Genomic DNA, 17,707 nt, shown 5'->3' with positions numbered 1-17,707 from the left:
GCGCATTCGACTTCCTCCCACCCGGCCTCGTGATCCGGGAGCTTTTTGATCGACCCCTGCCGTCCGGTATGAGCCGAGAACCGATAAACTACACGCGGGAAGCATTTCTGCACCGCGGCAACCTGCTTTTCCTGGTTGCCGGTGTCGCCATCTCCCTCGGCATCGCAAGTGTCACAGCGATGCCTGCCTGGCTGCCGCTTATTTTCGTCATGGCCGGCGAGCTTCTCTACATGGGCATTATGCCGCGCAACGAGCGGTATCGCCGACACGTTCGTTCGCAGAAGATTGCGGAGAAAAACCAGGCGCCGTCCAAGAATGAGATCTTTCGTAGCCTGAATCGAGAGGATCAGCGCCGCGTCAAGCGTCTCCGTGACCTTCGGGACGAGATTCGCACGAACTATCGTGGCCTGAGCTACGCATCACAGGGACTTCTGGACAGCCATCTGAAGAAGATCGATGGGCTGATCGAGTCGTATCTTCAGATGCTCCACCAACGTGAACGCTACCTTGGCCAGATGAACGGCGCCTCGGAAGGACAGGTGCTACAACAAATTCGCGACCTGAAAGACGACATGGCCGATGACTCCGAGCGCGTCCGCCGCGTAAAGCAGCGACGCATGAAGGTGCTGAAGCAGCGCCTTGCCCGGTTCAAGAAAGGTCACGAAAACCTGGAAGTGCTGGGAGCCCAGCTAGGTACAATCGAGGATGTGGTCAAATACATCCACGAGGAGTCCTGGACGATGCAGAATCCGGAGGAGATCAGCTTTCAGCTTGATACCCTGATGGAGGAAGTGGAAGAAACCCAGTCCTCCGTCCGGCAGATCGAGGACGTGTTCTCCTCCTCCGCCTCTGACCTGCTCGACGACTACGACTTCGAGAAGGAACTCGGCGGAACGGACATGAACGACGATGTGCTGGAGTCGATGGAAGACATGCCGTCGACGTCCGAGCAAGAAAAGCAGTCTGGATCGACCTCTGCGTCCCGCGTGAAGGAGTAACGCGACACGGCCCGGGACGACATAGATGTGTTAAACAAGGGACGCTGGCCCGTAAGCCGGCGCCCCTTTCTGTTTCACCCTTGAGGAATCTCTCCCCGGCGACCGTACGCGAGAACCAGCTTCACGTGGGCAAGGAGCTGGTCGACGAGCCCGAGTGACTCCAGACGTTCCTGCGGAGACTCCGGAAGCTTCGGCGGACTCACACGTCCCATCCACAGCTCCATCTTGTCCTTCAACGCGTGCGGACCGGGAAATTGGCCTTCCGGCAGGTGAGTCGTATAAAAGTCTTGCTTCCGCGACAACCGTGATCGCACTTCTTCTGCGATGCCAGAAAGTTCTGGATCATCCTCTGCGACCATGGCGTGGCCAATCAGGTAGTCCCTGTACGTGAACGGCAGATTCAGTAGCGTCTGACTGATCGCGTTCGCGTGAGCCGGCTCGTCCTGGAGCCCGACTTCAGCAGCACGCGCCGTTGCCGTCGCGACCAGGCACAGCGTCTCCTCGGCGACCAGCTCCGGCTCGGTTCCCTCCATGTCCCCGATGCTGCGGAGCACCGCATGCGTCAGGTCCTGCGTGATGCTTAGCGACCCCAGGGAGGCGAAAGCAGAAAAGGTCGCGATACGATCAGGAGAGATATCAGCCACGGGTGAGTCGGAAACGGACGTCATGAGCAAGAGAAGGGTTGGACACGGCGATAAGGATACAGTCACCGAGAGACATCGACAAGCGAATCCCGGGCGAACGACACACACACCGTTGAGACCCTGTTTCCCGGATAACCTTCGGCCATCCAACGGTCGGGCCTCGCGGTGCTCGCAACACGATGCCTGGCTGATCTTCCAAACCAGGTCTACTTCGTCATTGCGAAAGGATCACCGTCAGGCCTATGTGAAGGGTTGCCGCTTACGTTTTCGGGATCCATCCTGCCAAACAGGGTATGAGTGACAGCAAGACGAGCCGGTCTGTTGGCTCGTTCACTGCCAACGTTCGCGGAACTCGTTCACTGACCTATCCTCCTGGGCTAGTTCACTGACGGGGTGCTGGCCTCGGTGGGCGGTTCCGGAGTTGATTTAGATTCCTGCCTAGGCTCCGGGCGTTCGCTTTTCCAGTTCCCGCTCTGTCCGCCCGTTTTCGCAAGGAGGCGGACCTCTTCAACGTAGATGTCACGTGCGATTGACTTGCACATATCGTAGATGGTGAGCGCGGCGATCGACACCGCAGTCAGCGCCTCCATCTCTACGCCTGTGAGTCCGATCGACTTCGTGAACGCACGGATATCGACCGCGTGTGCCTCTTCGTCGAAGGTAAACTCAATCTCGACGCCATCGATCTGGACATCGTGACACAGCGGGATGAGATGGCTGGTCTGCTTTGCCCCCTGGATACCGGCAATTTGGGCCGTCGTAAGTACGTCCCCTTTGCGGACGTTCTTTTCTCGGATCGCCGTGTAGGCTTCCGGGCCGAGAACGACGCGACCGGCGGCCACGGCTGTTCGGACAGAATCTGTTTGGTTGGAAACATCAACCATGCGGACCCCACCCTGTAATTCAGAGCGTGTAAGCGTGGAGGAATCTGCCATGGAGTTGAGTTGAGCGAATCGAGGGAGCGAATCGTGGGGCGGGTTGCGCTATACATACACCTAGCGTACACCCGAGACACAGTCTGGCTGTGCTGAAATCATCCAAGTACCTGGACAAAACGTCGAAAGCAAGACACGGACATGCCATGCAAGAATGGATCCGGCGTCGTAGGTCCAGATTCGTCGCTTCCAATCCTGGTATCTCCCGCGGGTTTCGAAACCGACGTGGATTCTCGTAACCCGGTCGGAATATCGTTTCGACGTTTGGAAATGGGAAGCCGCTCCAAGGGCGAGAAAGGTAACGGCAGAGATGGGATCAGCTGAAGTAAAACTCCCAGTCGATTCGCTGGATGGTACCTCGCTTCATGAAGAGAATCATCGCGGTCGGCGTGGCATCGCTTTCCTGATACACCCATTCGCCATTCACTTCATCCTGCTCCGTCGGCTTTCCGATGAGGTCCAGAATGCGCGACGTCGAGTCTCCCACCCGGAGGCCTTCCGGGGTTTCGTACTGCGCGCTCATCACGGAGAACCGGATGAGAAAGGAGCGCGGCTCGTTCGCAACATCGTACACGAGCGCCTCAATGCCCGACCATGCCATCGTCCGCAGTGTATCGACCACTTTCGGGTCGTAGGTATTCGCCACTGGCTCCGTATTAACATTTCTCGGCGTGCCGAGGCGATCGATAAGCTCTCGATATGAGACACTCCCGTCGGATCGGAGAGCATCCTGAATCAGCTGTGTCACCGCATCCGGCGGCGGCTCGGATGGAGCTTCGGGCGAGGACGGACCGTTATCCGACACCGTTGGCGGAGGCGTGACAGGCGACGAATCCGTGTCCGGAGTCTTTGTCTTCGACGACCCAGAGCAGCCCGCCAGCAGCAGCCCGACCGCGATACATATAAAAAGAAAGGTGGCCTTCCGGTCCATGTGCTCCGGAGCGTCTGGGAGGGGCGAAATCGAGAGGGGGATCAGGCGAGCCGGCCCGTCACGCCAGCCGACACCCAATCATGCGAATAGGCTCCCGGCATCGGCACAAAGAAGAGAGAGATATGCCGAAGCCGCGATCTTTCACGATATGTAAGAGGCAATTCCTGTCTCGGTTTCCACCCACGAAGGTTCGTGATAGTTTCGTGATGTCGCAGATCAGTTCTGATCCTCTCCAAGCACTGCCCGTGCGGCCTCAGCGTCGTCGCTCGCCACCTGGACGCGTACCTTCGTCGCCGTACGAGAAAACATCGCTGCTGGCAACCCAGTCTGTCCCGCACCGGCGAGAACGCATCGGATTCCGGCCGACTCAAGTCGCAGCCGGGCGAGTTCAGCTTCGCCCAGCGTCTCGAAAGCAGCAACATCGACGGTTTCCATCCTGCCAGATCGCATTCGATTGAGAAGGTTTTGCGCTACGGCGGTGCCTACACCCTGCCCCGCAGATCGATCGAGCAAAATACATCGCATCAATCAGCACATCATGCCTCCGATGTCGCTGCTTCTTTTCTACCGTAGTTGGACGATGTAGGCCGACCCGGCCTCTGTTTCTGGAACGGAGCTGATGATCGCCGCGGAGCCGTCCTGGTCGATAGCTGCACCAAATGCCACACGGCCGATATCGATGATGCGACGCTGGGGCCACGATCCATCGTCCTGTTGTCGGCGGAAGGCGTAGACCACCCGATCGATGTTGAAGTCCTGGCCGAGCTGTTCATCATAACCCGTCACGAGGGCCCACTCGCCATCGATGGACACGGTCGACCCGAACGCGCCAGACTCATACGGCGTCGACGGGCGAAGCGTGACAACCTTTGTCCACGTGGCGCCCAGATCCTGGTACACGGTTGCGATGCCGGACCCTTTGTTGCCGGCCCGTGATTGGCCGACGATCAGCCGGTTCTCATGGAGCGCAAGAGAAATAAAGAAATCATCGATACCGGTCAGGATCTCCGATTCGGTCCACGCGCCGGCATCGTCCTGTTCGAAAATGTAGACCGATCCCGGCTTTCGGTCGAAGTACGTGGATGCTGCGACCGCGATGCGCGATCCGTCCATCGCCAGCGAACCTCCTAAGACGCCGTGCTTCACACCCTGGCTTGCACGCAACCGAGTCGTGCGGCGCCAAGAGTCGCGCCCGGCATCATAGTCGAAAACGTAGACGCTCCCCCCGAACTTCCCGTCCACGTCTCCCGATGTCGTAATCACCGCACGATCTCCCCGGATCGCCACATCGGCCGCGAAGGCGCCCTCGTCCCGTCCAACAGCTCCGGTGAGGCGCGCGGTTTGTCGCCACGCCCCGTCGGGTTGGCGCTCATAGATGTACGCGGCGTTGGACTTTGGGGCTGCGAAGAACTCGCTCGACGCGCTCACGATGACCCGATCGCCATCAGCATCGACCGTCTCTCCGAAAAACGATCCTTCACGGCACTCGCTTGGTGTCAGCCGGACCGTCCGGTTCCATGCACCGCTCGTTGTATCACGTTCGTAGACGTAGGCCGCACCCGAGTTGGTGCCACACTCGTTTTCTCCACTCGCCCCGACGATAGCGACATCGCCGGAGATTGCCACTGCCACGCCGAATGATCGTGTATCGGAGGTGTCGGGACGTGGCAGCTCGAAAATTTGCGCCACCGTTGGCGCGGAGAGTCCTCCCAGTAGCGTGATCGCCAGGACCACAGCAGTCGCCCAGCGGATCGCAGGATGGGAACGAATGGGACGAGACATTGGCAACGGACGTTAATCAGAAAGACCGGGCATAGTACCAGCCGCACTGTGGCCAACCGGCGTCACAGATGGGCGTAGGCCGGCTACTCATCCATCGCCATGACACGATCGGTGAGCGCCTCCCACTGATCGTACAACGTAGCAAGGTCCTGTTTTAGCGCGTTGTAGGCGCGGGATAACTCTCGAGCCTGTCCATTCTCATCGTAAGCCGCCGGATCGGCCATCTTATCCTCGATCTCCTCTTGCTTCTCCTCCTTTTCCAAAATCTCTGCCTCCGTCTCCTCCAGTTTCTTTTTGATCTGGTACGAGTTCAGGCCGGACAGAGGATCATCCGACGCCGTCTTCGACGACTCGTTTTTGCCGTTCGTGCGCCGGCCGTTCGATCGACTGGAGGACGATGATTTTGCTTCGGCCGACGAGCCGGATGATTGCGCATCAGCCAACTGAGCTGCCGATCCTTCTTCCACCTGCCAGCGGTAATCGGAGTAGTTGCCGAGGAACTCGCGGACATCGCCGTTCCCGACGCGCCAGACCTTTTCGACAACCTCATCAAGAAAATGGCGGTCGTGGCTCACGATCACGAAGGTGCCGCCGTACTGCTGCAATGCCTCGATCAGGACCTGCTTGGACTGGATGTCGAGGTGGTTGGTCGGCTCGTCCAGGATGAGAAAGTTCGCCGGGGAAAGCAGCGTCCGCGCCAGCGCGACCCGGCTCCGCTCCCCACCCGAAAGCACGCTTACATCCTTGAACACATCGTCGCCACGGAAGAGGAAGGTGCCGAGCAGGGTGCGTAGCTCCGTTTCCGGCGTCCCTGGCGACACCGAGCGCACGGCGTCAAGCACCGTCTGCCCCGACTCCAGCTCGTCGGCCTGATGCTGGGCGAAAAACGACATGTCGACGTTGTGCCCGAGGCTCCGTTCGCCCTCAAAGATCTCACTTCCATCGAGAATCCGGGCGAGCGTAGATTTACCCGCCCCGTTCGGCCCGACGAGCGCGATCTTGTCGCCACGCTCGATGGACAGCGGTCCGGCGTCGTCGAACACGTCCACCGGTCCCTCCTCGGACTCGTACGTTTTCGAAAACGACGTTACGTCGAGCACGATCGCCCCCGAACGTCGAGGCTCCGGGAAGCGAAACGAGATCGTGGTTTCCTCGCTCGGAGGCTCCGGAATGCGATCCATCTTCTCCAGCTTCTTGACGCGGCTCTGCACCTGGCTGGCTTTGGAGGCATTGTACCGGAACTTCGCGATGAAGTCCTCAATCTCCTTGATCCGGCGCTGCTGATTTTCATACGCGTTGCGCCATTGCTCGCGCCGCTCCTCCCTCGCCTCCAGGTAGTACGAATAATTTCCATCGTACAGGTCAATCTGACCGCGGGTTAGCTCCGCCGTTTGATTCACCATCCGGTCGAGGAAGTACCGATCGTGACTGACGATAATGACACTCCCGGGGTAGTTTTTCAGATACCCTTCCAGCCAGTCAATGCTGTCGATGTCGAGGTGGTTGGTCGGCTCATCCAAAAGGAGAATGTCCGGTCGCTGCAGCAGGAGCTTGGCGAGGGCAACCCGCATACGCCAGCCGCCGGAGAAAGTCCGTATCGGCCGATCTAGATCGTCGGGATCGAAGCCCAGCCCCGTGAGCGTGGCGTCGGTCTGCGACCGAATACGATGCGCTTCTCGGGCATTGAGCGCCTCTTGAACGCGCTGCAGCCGATCGAGAAGTTTTTCATACTCCTCGCTCTCGTAGTCCGTCGTCTCGGCAAGCTCCGCGGTGATCTGCTCTTCCTTCCGTTCGAGCTCGAGCACGTCGTCAAACGCACGGACCGCCTCTTCGCGCACCGACCGTTCCGGCGGAAGCTCCTGAATGTCCTGCTCCAGGTAGCCAACGGACGTCTTGCCCGTTTCCACGCGCCCCTCATTCGGGAGAAGGTCGCCGGAGATCACCTTCAGAAGCGTCGTCTTGCCCGCTCCATTGGGACCGATAAGGCCGATTCGGTGGCCGTCTGGGGTGATGGTCCAGGAGAGGTCGCGGAAGATGGGCGTTCCGCCGAACGAAAGGGATACGTCAGTGAGCTGAATCATTGGAGAAAGAACCAGAGCGAGGCCCCGGTCGGGACCAGAGAACGAAGGACGATACGAAAAGAACGCCCCGGTCGAACACGAGCAGCGGGCTCGGTCCGGGCCGGGGCGTCGGCATGAGCAGCAAGCGTCGCCAGATGCAGCGCCAGGGAAGAAGAACCTCTTCTTTGACAATGTGGGTAGCCGCCCGAAGCCTTTCGACGTCCACTGTTATCTTTCCGCGGGGCGGAAAGCCTCGCGCTAGCAGCATCGCAAGGATGCTCCATGTCGGCGCAGAGGTGAGGCCTGCCGTCCGGTATCGGAGGTAAGCTCCCTTTTGATAGGTTGCAGATTCTTCTTTACCTAAAACGCTGCAGAGCCGGGCGTCGGCTTGCTGGATTCTCACGTACCGAATTGCTGGATACACGTTTCCCGCAACCCGCTACCCTATCTGGAAATTAGGTGAAGGAGATGTGAGGTGTGAGGGGCGAGGGGCGAGATGTATGTACCGTCGGCTCGCGCCCGGCACACCACTACTCGCCTTGCTCCGACGGCGGCGTCTCTGATTGCTCCTCATCCACGGGCGTCCCCTGCGCGGCGCCCATCGCGAGGGCAGGCGTATCGACCGATTCCTCGCTCCGTTCAGGTGGTGAGGCTTTTTCCTCAATCACATCGGACAGCGTCTCCGCCAGACGACGAAGCTCACTTGTGACATGCTCCGTATCCGCCGTAGCTGAGTCGCGCATCTGGTGGAGCTCATCAGCAAGCGCAAGGGCCGTAATCACAGCCGTTGTAAGCTCTGCCTGCTCCGGATGTGCATCCTTGAAAGCTTCCATCCGGCGGTTCACGAACGCAGCCATCGTCCGCGTATGCTCTTCGTCCTCTTCCTCGACGCGAAGTGCGTATTCACGACCGAGAATATGAACGCGGATGGACTTCGTACTCGATTCCGCCATGGGAGGCAAGACGTGTGAGACAGACGAGGGGCGGAGAGAAAGGCGAGATTCACCGGATACGTGATGCGGAACGGACACCGTCAGCGACGGCGACGGGCGGAGCGGCGGGGCTGCAATCCTGGCCCAATGGTCCGAGGCTCAGACGTGTACTCGTCCCTGCAAGGGCTTCGCTTCGACGTCGGACGGTCTTCGCCTTCATCAGACGGGTCCGGTACTTCAACCTCAAACTCGCCGTCATCCGGAAGGCCATCCTGTAACGTCGATGCGGCAGGATCGGACGTCTCGCCCGACTCATTTTCAGGCGGCTCATCAAGCGTCTCGTCCATCTCATCCGACAACTCGGAATCCGGTGGTTCGGAATCCGATGGTTCAGGCTCCGCCGGCGGCTCATCGGGCCACTCCGGGTCGATTCCTGACGCTGGAGACGTCTCGAGATGCTCGTCGATCGCGTCGATAAAACTCTGAATGCGCTCGCGAAGATCGGCACGGTCGTCGTCGAGAAGAATGAACGCGTCGTCGTCGGACACGTCCGGTCGCTCCGACAGATCCTCAACTTTTTGCCGCAAGCGCTCGTTCTCGGCGCGCAGTTCTCGGATCGCATCCGCAGCTGTTTGCACCTGCTCGTGCAGTGCAGCCACGGCCTCGCGGAACGGCTCGGGGACATTCGGATCTTCCGCCTCCTCGAATGGAGGAGCCGTTTCGTCGTCTGGCACGGAACCATTCGACGCGGAGGAAGGGGGCAAAGAGGTTCGCTGGGGATCGCTCATGATCGCTACGACGCAACGAGGCGCCGAATCGATGAATCACAGCAGGCCAAACCGGCACCTGAACGAGTACCAATGCCGCATGCGGTCGCAGTTGACAACGTCGACCTGACGGTAATTTTTATGGGTTGGATGCCGGCCAATCTAGTCAACAAAAGGGTCAATCAATCGGCATCGAATAGAGGTTTGTGGCACGCATCAGACGGACAATTCACCTCTAACGTTTCTTTACAATAGGGCTTACGCAACGACAACTCAAGTCGACGCCCGTCTTTCTATTCGTCTGAAGGCGTATACGTTGCGAGATGACCCCGCAAATGAGCGCCGTATGTCGGGTTACTCGCGTAGTTCTGCTCCGAAGGAGCGGGCGAGTTCTTTCACGGCCGCATCGATCTTCGTATCGACCTCGGCATCGGTCAGGGTGCGGTCGGCACCGAAACGGAGCGTGAAGGCCACACTTTTCTCATCTCGGCCGACGCCTTCACCACGATACACGTCGAAAACGTCGATATCCTTGAGAAGCGGTTGTCCGGCGGTGCGAATCGTGTCGAGCATCGGCCCGACGGACTGCGCATCCGCCACGAGGACGGCCAGGTCGCGCTCCACGACCGGGAACCGACTGACTGGTTCGTAATCGGTACGGGCATTGGGTGCAGCTGCGTCGACCAGCGCCTCCAGGTTCAGCTCGGCGACGAACACCGCATCTTCCAGGTCTACATCTTCCGTCACTGACGGGTTCACCTGGGATAGCGTGCCGAGGAAACGATCTCCCGCATGCACGTCGAGGCGATGAATGGTCGGTTCGACGTGATTGTTGCTTGCCTCTCCGTCGTGGGGCGTCATCGATACGTCGTTCAGATGCAGATCGTCGAGCAGCATTTCGACGATCCCCTTCAGGTCGAAGTAGTCGGACGGGCGAACATCCGTGTCCCAGCCGCCCGGCGAGTGCGGCCCCGTCATGGCCAGAAGCAGCGCCTCGTGCTCGCTGAAGCCCTCCACGATAGGTTCTTCATCCCCTTCCGCCCGGCGAAAGACGTGGCCGGTCTCGAACAGACGGAGCGCCTTTTGTCCATGGTTTCGGTTGTACTGCATGACCTGGAGCGCACCGGGGAGAAGGCGCGGACGCAGCGCCGCCATTTCCTGCGAGATGGGATTCTGCGTTTCCACGACGGACACTGGGGCATCGCGTCCCGGCGTGATGGCAAACTGCTCGGCGCGCTCCGTCCGCAGCATGCTGTTCGTGTAGATCTCGCGGAAGCCACGGCCCTTCAGCAGGGTGCGCACCTGACGGCGGAGCGTCTCCACCGGTCGCTGTCCCGGCGTCACGTTGGGAATCGGAACGCGTGCTGGCTCCGGGATGGCGTTGTAACCGTACAGGCGAGCCACCTCTTCGATCAAATCTTCCTCGATCGACACGTCGGGGCGCCACGTCGGAATCTCGCAATTCAGCGTGCCGCCATCGTCTGAGACCACGAAGCCGACGGATTCGAGATGGTTAATGGCGTCCTCCCGGGAAATGTTGACACCCAGGACGCTCGTCAGGCGATCCAGTCGAAGCGTCGCCGTTCGCGTCTCGGAAGGCGTCGGATGGGCATCCACGCAGCCCGGCACGATCGTTCCCCCGGCGAGCTCGGCAATGAGCTCTGCAGCCCGGGCCGCCGCCCAGAGCTGTCCGTCGCGATCCACACCGCGTTCGAAGCGATAGGACGAGTCGGTCTGTAGCGACAGCGCCTTCGCCGTCTTCCGAATCGTCGACGGGTCAAAGTACGCGCTCTCGATCAGAACGTCGGTTGTTTCGTCGGACACCTCGCTCTCTGCTCCGCCCATGACGCCCGCGACGGCGACCGGCTCCTCCGCATCGCAGATCAGCAGCGTGCCGTCTGGTAGCGTGCGCTCCTTATCGTCGAGCGTGGTAAACGTCTCCTCGCCCTCCGATGAACGTACCACGATCCGGTTGTCCGCGATCGTGTTCAGGTCGAACGCATGCAGCGGCTGGCCAACCTCGTGCAGGACGAAGTTGGTGATGTCGACCACGTTGTTGCGCGGACGCAAACCAATCGCGGAAAGCCGACGCTTCAGCCACAGAGGCGACTCTTTCACCTCCACATCGCGCACGACCATGGCCACGTACCGCTCGCATCCTGCCGGATCCTGAATGTCGACGCTCACCTGATCGGCGGCGTCGCCGCCAGCGGTCGGGATGTTGACCTCCGGGCGGCAGAGCTGACGTCCGTTGATTGCGGCCACGTCGCGCGCCACACCGATGTGGCTCGCCGCGTCCGGGCGGTTCGGCGTCAGGTCGATGTCGATGACAGCATCTTCTGGCTGCACGTCAAGGTCCGCCAGGTACTCCGCGAACGGACGACCGATTTCAGCATCCGGATCCAACACCATGATGCCGCCGTGGTCCTCGGAGAGCCCCAGCTCATCCTCCGCGCAGATCATGCCTCGCGACGACTCCCCGCGAATGCTGCGCTTCTCGATCGTGATCGCCTGTCGCTCCTCCGGGTTCTCCCGATCCGGCAGGTAGAGCGTCGTCCCGACCGTGGCCACAGGCACCTTCTGTCCGGCGGCGACGTTCGGCGCGCCACATGCGATCTGCGAGGGCTTGTCTTTTCCAATGTCGACATCGCACAGCACCAGCCGGTCGGCGTTCGGATGGTCCCGCACGTCCATAACCTCTCCCACGACAACCCCCTCCAGGTCCGACCCGATCGGCGACACGTCGTCCACCTCCAGGCCCGCCATGGTCAGCTGCTCCGCGAGCGCCTCCGGCGACTCCTCCAGGTGCACGTACCGTTCCAACCAGCGATAGCTAATGTCCATGTGGAATGATTCAGTCGGTTAGGTGGAAAAGAGGAAATTAGAATTCGAAAGGCTAAAGGTGAACTGCGAAGTCCTTCAGGACAAGATCAGTTATTAGGATCTCAAAACGTTAGAGCCCCGGTCTCCCCTGTGTCTTTTACATAAAAGACATCCATCCAATAGCACATGGGACCCATGCAGGATCTTCAGTTTCGAACGAGAAAGTTTGCTGTCGATGTCTTCCGGTTTTGCGATAACCTCCCTCGCACTCCGGCTTATCGTATCGTAAGCAGGCAACTCATGCGCTCCGCCTCCTCCGTGGGAGCAAATTATCGAGCCGCCTGCCATGCACGCTCGCGTGCGGAGTTCATTTCAAAACTCGGAATCGCTGAAGAAGAATCTGACGAGTCCAAGTACTGGCTCGAGATCCTAAGAGATATCGACGCGAACGAACGGCAGTCAGAAATCGAGCATCTCTACCAGGAAGCAGATGAGTTAACCCGAATCATCATAACCTCCATCCGAACAGCAAAGAAAAACCGTTAGCTCCGAAAAACTTCGCCCTTCGCATTTAGACCTTCGCATTCAAAAATCCGCCCTTCGCATTTCGAACTTAGAATTGATCCAGGAATCGCACGTCGTTCTCGTAGAAGGTCCGGATGTCATCGATGCCGTAGCGGAGCATCGTCATTCGTTCGACGCCCATGCCGACGGCGTAGCCGGTGTAGCGCTCGGGGTCGATGCCCGCGGAGCGGAAGACGTTCGGGTGCACCATGCCGCAGCCGAGGATTTCCATCCATTCGCCTCCGTCGGGGTGGTCTGGTTTCTCGCCCCAGACGTCGACCTCCGCGCTCGGCTCCGTGAACGGGAAGTAGCTCGGGCGGAAGCGAAGCCGAACGTCCTCGCCAAACAGGGCTCGAGCCAGGGCAAAGAGCGTCTGCTTCAATTCGGCCATCGACACACCCTCGTCGACGTACAGGAGCTCCACCTGGTGGAAGAGGCAGAACGACTTGTACGAAATCGCCTCGTTACGGTACACGCGGCCGGGCACCGCGACCCGGAGTGGCGGCTCCTGCGCCTGCATAATCCGAATCTGCGCGGGGGACGTGTGCGTCCGCAACACAGCCGGGCCTTCCTCGGCATCCGGCGCGTCCTTCACGAAGAACGTGTCCTGCATGTCCCGCGCTGGATGATCCGGCGGAAAGTTGAGTGCCGTGAAGTTGTGCCAGTCCGACTCCACCTCCGGTCCTTCGTACGTCTCGAATCCGAGGCGGCGGAGAATGCGCAGGATTTCGTTCAGCGTCTGCGTGAGCGGATGCAGCGTGCCGCGGAAGTCGCGGCGCCCCGGCAGCGTCAGATCGATATCGGCGGCTCCGGCGCTCTGGTCTCGTTTTAGCGTCTGAAGCGCTGCCTCTAGCTTCGTCTCCGCCATCGACTTCAGCGCGTTCACGTTCTTACCAAACGCCGGGCGTTCCTCGGGCGGGATCTCGGAGATCTGGCTGAACAGTTTCGTGATTTTTCCCTGCTTGCGACCGAGGTACTGGATGCGAAACGTCTCGGCCTCTTCTTCGGACTCGATCGTTTCAGACTCGATCTGATCGCGGAGCGCGTCGATGCGGTCGTCGGGCATAACGGACAGGGAAGGTCAAACGAGGTGGTGGGGAAGCGGGCAAACGGCAAGTCGGAGGAGCATACGAAAAATCCCGCCGGACCTGCCAGTAGCAGGGGCGGGATTTCGTACGGGTCCGCACCGATCGTCCGCTATCGCCATACCGGAATCCGGTGGCGACGGGAGTCTCCGTGCGCGATCAGACCTGCCAGTACGCGGATACAGCATGCGGTGAGGTGCATGCATCAGAACCGCGTGGACCGTCGATTACTTCGTGGCGTGCTCCACGACTTTCTCGAACGCATCCGGATCGTGAACCGCGAGGTCCGCCAGCACCTTCCGGTTCATATCGAGGTCCGACTTGCGGTACTGCCCCATAAACTGGGAGTAGCTCACGCCATTCTGGCGGGCAGCCGCGTTGATACGCGTGATCCACAGCTTGCGGAAGTTGCGCTTCTTCTGCCGGCGATCCCGGTAGGCGTACTGCAGGCCTTTCTCAACGGCGTGCTTGGCGGCCGTGTAAATCTTGCTGCGACGGCCCCAGTAGCCCTTCGCCATGTTCAGAATCTTCTTCCGGCGGCGACGGGTGGCCGGCTTGTTGGTTGCGCGAGGCATGTGTGACGTTCCTCAGTTCGATTGTGGATTGCAGGTCGATAACGTACGCGCGCTGTTGCGTAGGCGCAACGCGTGCGTGACGAAAAAACGGAAAACAAGTTGGAAATAACGTGCATCATGCAGCAGTCCAGCGCTCAGAGGCGAGCCAAGGATCTTGACCCAGTCTCTGAATGTGCAGCCAGACGGCACGATTGCACGTCAGAATGCTCTCGACTATTGCCGAGAACGAGGTCGACGCAGCGGTCCCGACATCTTGGGGCCGGCGGCGACGGAGACATACACACGGCGGGGAGCACGCACGAGGCGCGCTCCCCACGCGGTATGCACGCCAGCTTTCGGGGGTTTAACTGCTCAGCAGACGCTTCACGCGTTTCTCGTCCGCATCAGATACGGTCGTGTCCTTGCGGAGCTGGCGCTTACGCTTAGGATCCTTTTTCGTCAGGATATGGCGTCGATACGCCTTTTTGCGCTTGATCTTGCCGCTGGACGTTTTTTTGAAACGCTTCTTGGCGCCGCTGTGCGATTTTTGTTTAGGCATAAGCATCACTCCCCGAGGGGGACGGTTGGTTCGAAGGCTGGCGAGCTCCCGCGAGCGATGCGGGACGTGTGTGTATGACACGTACGGGGGCACGTTCCATCCCCTGACGCCGGGCAACCCCTACCTCAGTAGATATTTGGTGAACCCCATTGCTTCTTCACGAAATTCCACCCGAGTTGCTCGACTTCTTCCCTCTAACAGCACACAGCCGAACCCACCGGATACGGTGAATTCGGCTGCGTAGTTTGTGTATTTCAGACGGGTCGGGACTTTCCAGCGTAAAAAATCCTCCCGTCACGTCACGCAGGCTGTGGATGCTGCGGACGCGGACGTCAGGCACTATTTGGTCTTGTCGGGCGCAAGGATTGTCACCATGCGGCGACCCTCCATCTGCGGGGCCTGATCGATCTTAGCGAGGTCCTGAAGTTCCTCGATCAACCGGCGAAGCAGATCCATCCCCTGATCCTTGTAAATGATGTCACGACCACGGAACTGGACGTAGGCCTTTACCTTGTTTCCATTGTCGAGAAAACGACGCGCGTGGTCAACTTTGAAGTTGAAGTCATGATCGTCGGTGCGCGGGCGGAAGCGCAGCTCCTTCATCTGCATCGACTTCGACCTCTTCCGCTGCCGCTTCTCCTTCTTCTGCTCCTCGTAGCGGTACTTGCCGTAGTCAATGACTTTGCACACGGGCGGATTCGCGTCGGGCGCAATCTCGACCAGATCGAGATCATGCTCCCGGGCCCGCTTCAGGGCCTCGTCGGTCTCCACGACATCGTGGCTTCCGTCCGGCTCTACAACTCGCACCTTGCTGGCGCGAATTTCTTGATTGACGCGAACTTTGTCGGCGCTTGCGATAACGGTCTATTCGTTTAGTTCGGAGATAATGATTGCTTTGGTGTACCCATACACGCAGGCTCACCTGTGAGGTTTCCGTTAAGATAGGAGAAAGGCCGAGCACGGGGGTGTCTGGAGGTATGGAAGTCTGGACGTGTGAAAGTGGGACACATTCGGGGCTCGAAGCCCCACGCTCGCACCTCATCACATCCATACTTTCATACGTTCACACCTTCAAACGTATACTCAGCCGATCGCGTCTTCGACCTCGGCGGTAATCTGCTGGACGAAGTCATCGGCGGGGACAACGTCCTGCTCGCCGCTTCCGTGCGCGCGGACGGCCACCGTGCCTGCTTCCTCCTCGCGGGCGCCCACGACGAGCATGTACGGCACCTTCGAGGTCTCGGCCTGGCGGATCTTGTAACCGACTGTTTCATCTTTTTCATCGACCTTCACGCGGATGTCCTCGGCGCGAAGCTTCGACGCAACGCTCTCGGCGTAGTCATTGAAGTCGTCGCTCACCGGAATAACCTGCACCTGGACCGGAGCAAGCCACGTCGGGAAGTTGCCGCCGCAGTGCTCAATCAGCACACCAATGAAGCGCTCAAGTGAACCAAACGGCGCGCGGTGAATCATCACCGGACGCTGCTTCTCATCGTTCTCATCGATGTACGTCAGGTCGAACCGCTCCGGCAGGTTGTAGTCGACCTGGATCGTTCCAAGCTGCCACTCGCGACCGAGCGCGTCGGCGACCATGAAGTCGAGCTTCGGCCCGTAGAAGGCGGCCTCACCCGTCTCCTCCCGTGCCTCGAGCCCTTTCTCGGCGACGGCTTCGCGGATGGCCTGCTCGGCCTGATCCCAGAGCGCGTTGTCGCCAACATATTTGTCTTTCTTCTCCGGATCACGGAGTGAAATCTGGGCCTCGAAGTCGTCGAACGAGAGCGCAGACAGCACTTTCAGCGTCAGGTCGATGACGTTCTTGAACTCGCCCTTGACCTGGTCCGGCGTGCAGAAGATGTGGGCATCGTCCTGCGTGAAGCCGCGAACGCGCGTCAGCCCACCGAGCTCGCCGCTCTGCTCGAAGCGGTAGACGGTCCCAAACTCCGCCAGTCGCACCGGTAGATCCCGGTACGAGTGCATGTCGTGATCGTAGATCTGGGTATGGTGCGGGCAGTTCATCGGCTTGAGGAGGTAGCCGTCTTCCTCCTCGTCCTCGGTGTCCTCACCCTCAAACAGCATGGGCGGGAACTGACTTTCCTTATAATACGGATAGTGCCCACTCGTGCGGTAGAGATCGAGTCGGCCGATGTGCGGCGTCACGACCGGCTCGTATCCTGCCTTCAGCTGCTCCTGTTTGAGGAAGTTTTCGAGCGTCTCCCGCAGCTGGGCACCCTTCGGCAGCCACATCGGAAGTCCCGGCCCGACCTTCTCCGCATTAAAGGTGAAGAGGTTGAGCTCTTTCCCCAGCTTTCGGTGATCGCGCTCCTTCGCGAGGCGCCGGCGCTCAAGAAACTCCTCGAGCAGCTTCTGTTTCGGAAACGTGATGCCGTAAATCCGGGTCAGCTGCTTGTTGGACTCATCCCCGCGCCAGTATGCGCCGGCCACACTCAGAAGCTTCGGCGCCTTGATGTCGCCCGTGGACGGGATGTGCGGACCGCGGCAGAGGTCCGTAAAGTTGCCTTGCTCGTAAAACGAGATGTCGCCGTCGTCGAGCCCCTCGATGAGTTCTAGCTTGTACTCGTTGCCGATGTCCTTGTAGTACGAAACGGCGTCGTCTTTCGAAACATTCCGCCGTTCGTACTCAACGTCGCGCCGCGCAAGCTCCAACATTTTGTCCTCGATCTCGGAGAAATCGTCCGAGGAAATCTGGTGCTCGCCGGGATCGATGTCGTAGTAGAAGCCCTGATCAATGGGCGGACCGATCGTGAACTTGACGCCCGGGTACAGCTCCTCCAGGGCCTCGGCCATGAGGTGGGCAGACGAGTGCCAGAAGGTCTCCTTGCCCTCTTTGTCGTCCCACGTCAGAATGGCTATGTCAGCGTCCTCCTCGATCGGGCGATTCAGATCGCGGACCTCGCCGTCGACCTTAATCGCAAGAGCGGCACGGGCGAGCCCGGCGCCGATGCTTGCTGCGACGTCATAACCGGTCGTGCCCGCCGGATACGAGCGCTCGGATCCGTCAGGAAGAGTAAGAGTGATGGTTTGCTGGTCGACTTCAGCCATGGCGTGCGAGCGA

General features: G+C 59.8%; 16 protein-coding genes. 2 read left to right on the top strand and 14 right to left on the bottom strand.

Going from position 1 to position 17,707, the window contains the following annotated elements:
• The first annotated feature begins 68 nt into the window (after positions 1–68).
• Positions 69–998 (top strand): hypothetical protein, encoded by a 930-nt coding sequence (locus CRI94_RS16005; RefSeq protein ID WP_098078343.1) that lies wholly within the window; start codon positions 69–71, stop codon positions 996–998.
• Between the two features lie 74 nt (positions 999–1,072).
• On the opposite strand, the gene CRI94_RS16000 is transcribed toward CRI94_RS16005, so the two are convergent.
• The 9 genes from CRI94_RS16000 to pheT form a co-directional block, all read right to left on the bottom strand.
• A complete protein-coding gene (locus CRI94_RS16000; protein WP_098078340.1) occupies positions 1,073–1,666 on the bottom strand; it encodes a hypothetical protein in 594 nt (197 codons plus the stop codon).
• A gap of 353 nt (positions 1,667–2,019) precedes the next feature.
• Entirely contained in the window at positions 2,020–2,577 is a 558-nt protein-coding gene (gene moaC / locus CRI94_RS15995) for a cyclic pyranopterin monophosphate synthase MoaC (protein ID WP_098078335.1), read from the bottom strand.
• 316 nt (positions 2,578–2,893) lie between these two features.
• A complete protein-coding gene (locus CRI94_RS15990) occupies positions 2,894–3,508 on the bottom strand; it encodes a hypothetical protein (protein ID WP_098078331.1) in 615 nt (204 codons plus the stop codon).
• A gap of 216 nt (positions 3,509–3,724) precedes the next feature.
• Positions 3,725–3,943, bottom strand: a complete 219-nt coding sequence (locus CRI94_RS15985) for a putative signal transducing protein (protein WP_179862359.1) — start codon at positions 3,941–3,943, stop codon at positions 3,725–3,727.
• 129 nt (positions 3,944–4,072) lie between these two features.
• Positions 4,073–5,290 (bottom strand): FG-GAP repeat protein, encoded by a 1,218-nt coding sequence (locus CRI94_RS15980; protein ID WP_098078323.1) that lies wholly within the window; start codon positions 5,288–5,290, stop codon positions 4,073–4,075.
• An 83-nt stretch (positions 5,291–5,373) separates the two neighbouring features.
• A complete protein-coding gene (locus tag CRI94_RS15975; RefSeq protein ID WP_098078319.1) occupies positions 5,374–7,371 on the bottom strand; it encodes an ABC-F family ATP-binding cassette domain-containing protein in 1,998 nt (665 codons plus the stop codon).
• A gap of 509 nt (positions 7,372–7,880) precedes the next feature.
• The gene (locus CRI94_RS15970; RefSeq protein ID WP_098078315.1) at positions 7,881–8,303 is read right to left on the bottom strand and encodes a cell division protein ZapA; all 423 of its coding nucleotides are present in this window, start codon (positions 8,301–8,303) and stop codon (positions 7,881–7,883) included.
• 80 nt (positions 8,304–8,383) lie between these two features.
• Positions 8,384–9,016 carry a cell division protein ZapB gene (locus CRI94_RS15965; RefSeq protein ID WP_143815453.1) on the bottom strand — a complete coding sequence of 211 codons (633 nt, stop codon included), beginning with the start codon at positions 9,014–9,016 and terminating at the stop codon, positions 8,384–8,386.
• Positions 9,017–9,403: 387 nt separating this feature from the next.
• Positions 9,404–11,893, bottom strand: coding sequence for a phenylalanine--tRNA ligase subunit beta (gene pheT, locus CRI94_RS15960; RefSeq protein WP_098078306.1), 2,490 nt, complete (start codon positions 11,891–11,893; stop codon positions 9,404–9,406).
• 165 nt (positions 11,894–12,058) lie between these two features.
• Between pheT and CRI94_RS15955 the strand changes: the two genes are divergently transcribed.
• Positions 12,059–12,418 (top strand): four helix bundle protein, encoded by a 360-nt coding sequence (locus CRI94_RS15955; RefSeq protein ID WP_218919411.1) that lies wholly within the window; start codon positions 12,059–12,061, stop codon positions 12,416–12,418.
• A 67-nt stretch (positions 12,419–12,485) separates the two neighbouring features.
• Here CRI94_RS15955 and pheS read toward each other — a convergent pair whose 3' ends face one another.
• The 5 genes from pheS to thrS form a co-directional block, all read right to left on the bottom strand.
• On the bottom strand, positions 12,486–13,502 hold the full coding sequence (gene pheS, locus CRI94_RS15950) for a phenylalanine--tRNA ligase subunit alpha (RefSeq protein WP_098078303.1): 1,017 nt from the start codon (positions 13,500–13,502) through the stop codon (positions 12,486–12,488).
• Positions 13,503–13,748: 246 nt separating this feature from the next.
• A complete protein-coding gene (gene rplT, locus CRI94_RS15945; RefSeq protein ID WP_098078298.1) occupies positions 13,749–14,096 on the bottom strand; it encodes a 50S ribosomal protein L20 in 348 nt (115 codons plus the stop codon).
• A 343-nt stretch (positions 14,097–14,439) separates the two neighbouring features.
• The gene (rpmI, locus tag CRI94_RS15940) at positions 14,440–14,634 is read right to left on the bottom strand and encodes a 50S ribosomal protein L35 (RefSeq protein ID WP_098078588.1); all 195 of its coding nucleotides are present in this window, start codon (positions 14,632–14,634) and stop codon (positions 14,440–14,442) included.
• A gap of 339 nt (positions 14,635–14,973) precedes the next feature.
• Positions 14,974–15,492, bottom strand: coding sequence for a translation initiation factor IF-3 (infC, locus tag CRI94_RS15935; RefSeq protein ID WP_098078295.1), 519 nt, complete (start codon positions 15,490–15,492; stop codon positions 14,974–14,976).
• A gap of 225 nt (positions 15,493–15,717) precedes the next feature.
• The gene (gene thrS, locus CRI94_RS15930) at positions 15,718–17,694 is read right to left on the bottom strand and encodes a threonine--tRNA ligase (protein WP_098078292.1); all 1,977 of its coding nucleotides are present in this window, start codon (positions 17,692–17,694) and stop codon (positions 15,718–15,720) included.
• Between the last annotated feature and the right edge of the window lie 13 nt (positions 17,695–17,707).

The sequence above is a fragment of the Longibacter salinarum genome, from assembly GCF_002554795.1.
GTDB lineage: Bacteria > Bacteroidota > Rhodothermia > Rhodothermales > Salinibacteraceae > Longibacter > Longibacter salinarum.
Note: the sequence above shows the minus strand (reverse complement) of the source record. Positions and strands in the feature narration are given on the sequence as shown.

Coding starts and splice junctions, on each gene's coding strand:
- CRI94_RS16005 (WP_098078343.1), top strand. CDS start 69: ATGAGCCGAGAACCGATAAACTACACGCGGGAAGCATTTCTGCACCGC.
- CRI94_RS16000 (WP_098078340.1), bottom strand. CDS start 1,666: ATGACGTCCGTTTCCGACTCACCCGTGGCTGATATCTCTCCTGATCGT.
- moaC (WP_098078335.1), bottom strand. CDS start 2,577: ATGGCAGATTCCTCCACGCTTACACGCTCTGAATTACAGGGTGGGGTC.
- CRI94_RS15990 (WP_098078331.1), bottom strand. CDS start 3,508: ATGGACCGGAAGGCCACCTTTCTTTTTATATGTATCGCGGTCGGGCTG.
- CRI94_RS15985 (WP_179862359.1), bottom strand. CDS start 3,943: ATGGAAACCGTCGATGTTGCTGCTTTCGAGACGCTGGGCGAAGCTGAA.
- CRI94_RS15980 (WP_098078323.1), bottom strand. CDS start 5,290: ATGTCTCGTCCCATTCGTTCCCATCCTGCGATCCGCTGGGCGACTGCT.
- CRI94_RS15975 (WP_098078319.1), bottom strand. CDS start 7,371: ATGATTCAGCTCACTGACGTATCCCTTTCGTTCGGCGGAACGCCCATC.
- CRI94_RS15970 (WP_098078315.1), bottom strand. CDS start 8,303: ATGGCGGAATCGAGTACGAAGTCCATCCGCGTTCATATTCTCGGTCGT.
- pheT (WP_098078306.1), bottom strand. CDS start 11,893: ATGGACATTAGCTATCGCTGGTTGGAACGGTACGTGCACCTGGAGGAG.
- CRI94_RS15955 (WP_218919411.1), top strand. CDS start 12,059: ATGGGACCCATGCAGGATCTTCAGTTTCGAACGAGAAAGTTTGCTGTC.
- pheS (WP_098078303.1), bottom strand. CDS start 13,502: ATGCCCGACGACCGCATCGACGCGCTCCGCGATCAGATCGAGTCTGAA.
- rplT (WP_098078298.1), bottom strand. CDS start 14,096: ATGCCTCGCGCAACCAACAAGCCGGCCACCCGTCGCCGCCGGAAGAAG.
- rpmI (WP_098078588.1), bottom strand. CDS start 14,634: ATGCCTAAACAAAAATCGCACAGCGGCGCCAAGAAGCGTTTCAAAAAA.
- thrS (WP_098078292.1), bottom strand. CDS start 17,694: ATGGCTGAAGTCGACCAGCAAACCATCACTCTTACTCTTCCTGACGGA.